At 63.3% G+C, this 3,318-nt stretch carries 4 protein-coding genes; all 4 read right to left on the bottom strand.

The window, feature by feature from the left end:
* Window positions 1-32 precede the first annotated feature (32 nt).
* Window positions 33-965, bottom strand: coding sequence for a rod-binding protein (locus tag ACJWXQ_RS07300; protein ID WP_406672485.1), 933 nt, complete (start codon window positions 963-965; stop codon window positions 33-35).
* Window positions 966-977: 12 nt separating this feature from the next.
* On the bottom strand, window positions 978-2,054 hold the full coding sequence (locus tag ACJWXQ_RS07295; RefSeq protein ID WP_346049571.1) for a flagellar basal body P-ring protein FlgI: 1,077 nt from the start codon (window positions 2,052-2,054) through the stop codon (window positions 978-980).
* 91 nt (window positions 2,055-2,145) lie between these two features.
* Window positions 2,146-2,868 carry a flagellar basal body L-ring protein FlgH gene (flgH, locus tag ACJWXQ_RS07290; RefSeq protein WP_346049245.1) on the bottom strand — a complete coding sequence of 241 codons (723 nt, stop codon included), beginning with the start codon at window positions 2,866-2,868 and terminating at the stop codon, window positions 2,146-2,148.
* Between the two features lie 29 nt (window positions 2,869-2,897).
* The coding region (locus ACJWXQ_RS07285; protein ID WP_406672484.1) for a flagellar hook-basal body complex protein at window positions 2,898-3,318 on the bottom strand (421 nt) is incomplete at its 5' end.

Here is a 3,318-nt window from a genome sequence, read left to right as displayed (position 1 = left end):
CCTCCGACGCCACGACCACGCTGACGCGCGCTTCACCGTCGTCGACGAGTGCGACGGGCTGCGCCCACGCGGGCGCGGCGAGTGCGATCGAGCCAAGCAGGAAAGCGAATAAAGCGGTTACAATTGCCGCGGACTTGCGTTGACGAGGCCGTGCGCACATCGCGATTGCTCCAGTAATGACAACGGTTCAAAGGAGACGGTCGATCACTATAAGCGTGCCGTGTCGGCGGTTGCAAGTGGATTGGATATCCCTCGGCGTCTTGAAACTTCAAAGCGCGGCGTGAGGCTCGATATGGGCGATTCGCGGTCGGTTGCGGGCGGCTGTGATTGCATCGAAGCCGGTGTGCGCTACGGGCCCGTCTTCGAGGTCGCCGACGACGGCGCGGGCAGCCCGCGGTTGGTGCTGCGCGAAGGCGCGGCGACGATCCGCGCGCCCGTCGCGGAAACGGCGCTGGTGATGATCGACGTCTGGAGCACATACGACGCGCCGCAGGGCGAGCCGCCGGCATCAGCCGTTCCAGGAAATCCCGGGGGCCATCGGGCCGGAAGTCTTCAGCGCTGTCGGTTGCCGCTCCGGCTGAATCGTTCTCTTCGGTGCGTACGGGAATGGCTCGCTGGCGCATGGCTTCAATGGTGTCCCGGGCGCCCTTGCCGGGCGACGCTGAAGCAGGCTCACCACCCAGTTCACGAACAATCATGTCGGCCAGACCGATGCCCTGGCCTTGAGACATCTCCACCGCGATCTGCTGATCGAACATATCCCGGTAGAAGTTCATTTCATTGCCGCCGGTGAGATCGTCACCGAAGCTGGCCGCCCGCATGCTCTGCAGCATCATGTGGGTGAACAGAGACTCGAAATGCCGCGCAACTTCCCGCAGGGCTTCCGGATCATCCCGACGAGCCTTGCCGCGCAGGCGTTCAAGACCCTGGAGGTCGGTAAAGACGGGCTTGTCACCGGAAATCATGGCCGGGCCTCCTCAGATCACCACCAACTGGGCGCGCAAGGCACCCGCGCGGTCCAGGGCCTCGAGGATGGCCACCAGATCACCGGGGGCGGCGCCGACCTCGTTGACCGCCTCGACGATCTGGTCCAGCCCCACGCCCGGGTCGAACAGGAACATGCTGGCATCTTCCGGCTCCTCGACCTCAATCTCGGTACGTGGCACGACGATGGTTTCCCCCGGCGCAAAGGGCGAGGGCTGCACCACGAAAGGCCGCTCACGAATGCGCACGGTCAGCGCCCCGTGGCTCACCGCGGCGGGGCCGACGCGGACATTGGAACCGATGACCACGGTGCCGGTACGGGAATTGACGATTACCCTGGCCGGCCCTTCGCCGGGTTCCACCCGGAGGTTTTCCAGCACCGAAACGAAGGCAATACGCTGAGTGGGATCATTGGGGGCCTCAACCCGGACGGAAGTGGCATCCAGAGGCAGGGCGGTATTGGCACCAAAGTTGTCGTTGATGGTTTCGGTGAGACGGTGGGCGGTGGTGAAATCCGAATCATTCAGGTGCAGGGTGATGAACTCCTGCTCCTGAAAGTTATTGGGCACTTCCCTCTCCACCGTGGCACCGTTGGGTACGCGACCGGCACTGGGCACATTCACCGTCACCCGTGAACCGTCCTGGCCATCAATACCAAAACCCGACACCACCACATTGCCCTGGGCCATGCCGTAGACCTGTCCGTCGGCACCCAGCAAGGGCGCCATTACCAGGGTGCCACCGCGAAGACTGGTGGCATTGCCAAGAGAAGACACCGTGACATCGATTTCCTGGCCGGGCTTGGCAAAGGGTGGCAGCTCGGCGGTGAGGGAGACGGCGGCCACATTGCGAAGCTGCGGGTTGACGTTGGCCGGCACCTCGATGCCGTAGGTGGAGAGCATGTTCTTCACGCTCTGCACCGTGAAAGGCGTCTGGGAGGTCTGGTCACCGGTCCCATCCAGGCCCACTACCAGGCCGTAGCCGGTGAGCTGGTTGGCCCGCACACCGCCGACAGTAGCCAGGTCCTTGACCCGGTCACCCTGCTGATCGGCCATCACCTCGCCAAGCATCTGTTGCGCCGTGGCGGGCAGCAGACTCAAGCTCAGCAAGAAACCCGCGAACCAGGCAGTGGCAGCTTGTGCTTTCATGACCGATCCTCCCTCACAAGGGGCTCAAGGGTGACTGGAAAAAGCGGGTCAGCCAGCCAGGCTGATTGGCATTGGCCAGGCTGCCGGTGCCGCTGTAGGTAATACGGGCATCGGCGACCCGATTGGAAGGCACGGAGTTATCCGAGGCAATATCCTGGGGGCGGATGATGCCGGCAATACGCACCATTTCCTCGCCCTGGTTGAGGGTCAGCCATTTCTCCCCCTGCACCATCAGGTTGCCGTTGGGCAGGCGGCGGGCGACGGTCACCGTGATCTCGCCCTCGAGGCGATTGCTCTGGCTGCTCTCACCGCCGCCTTCGAAAGAACGGCTGCTACCCATTTCCGTTTCCAGGATGGGCCGCCCACGGTGGGTCACCCCGCGGCCAAACAGCGTGGGCGGCTGCATACTGGTGCTGCTATCCCGGCTGGTATTGGTATTCATGCTCTTGCTGGCATCGGTCCGTTCCACCAGGCGGATGGTGAGAATGTCACCCACCCGCCGGGCCCGGCGATCCTCCACCAGGGAACTGGCATAGGCCGCCTGGAAGATGGAGCCGCTGACCCGCTCGGACTCGGCGGGCTCCTCGGGCATGACCGGCTCGTAGCTGCGCTCGTCGTCCCGAGGCGCCTGACCGGCACAGCCTGCGAGAAAAGCGGCAATGATCAGCAGCATGAGAGCGGCAAGCCCTTGCCGCCCCAACGATACCTGACGATGTTGTCGAGACACTCCAGTCATGATTCATCCACTCCCATCAATGTGAGCGATTAAAGCTGCTGGTTGGTGAACTGCAGCATCTGGTCGGCGGAGGAGATGGCCTTGGAATTGATCTCATAGGCCCGCTGGGTCTCGATCATGTTCACCAGCTCTTCCACCACATTGACGTTGGAACTCTCCAGTGAGCCCTGCTGAAGCATGCCGAGACCGTCGAAACCCGGCGTGCCCGGCTGGGGCGGACCACTGGAGGCGGACTCCATGAACAGGTTCTCGCCCCTGGCCTGCAGACCGCCGGGGTTGATGAAGCGGGTGAGCTGAATTTCACCCAACTGAACCGGCTCGGCCTGTCCCGCCAGCTTGGCGCTCACCGTGCCATCCGAACCGATGGAAACGCTCTCGGCATCCGGGGGAATCTGAATACCGGGTTCCAGGGAATAACCACTGGAAGTCACCACTTCGCCCTCGGCATTG

It is taken from the genome of Natronospira sp., from assembly GCF_007134575.1.
GTDB classification, from domain to species: domain Bacteria; phylum Pseudomonadota; class Gammaproteobacteria; order Natronospirales; family Natronospiraceae; genus Natronospira; species Natronospira elongata.
Note: the sequence above shows the minus strand (reverse complement) of the source record. Positions and strands in the feature narration are given on the sequence as shown.

Excerpts from the sequence above, each read along its gene's own strand:
- flgH (WP_346049245.1), bottom strand. The coding sequence starts at position 2,868 with ATGACTGGAGTGTCTCGACAACATCGTCAGGTATCGTTGGGGCGGCAA.
- ACJWXQ_RS07300 (WP_406672485.1), bottom strand. The coding sequence starts at position 965 with ATGATTTCCGGTGACAAGCCCGTCTTTACCGACCTCCAGGGTCTTGAA.
- ACJWXQ_RS07295 (WP_346049571.1), bottom strand. The coding sequence starts at position 2,054 with ATGCTTGGCGAGGTGATGGCCGATCAGCAGGGTGACCGGGTCAAGGAC.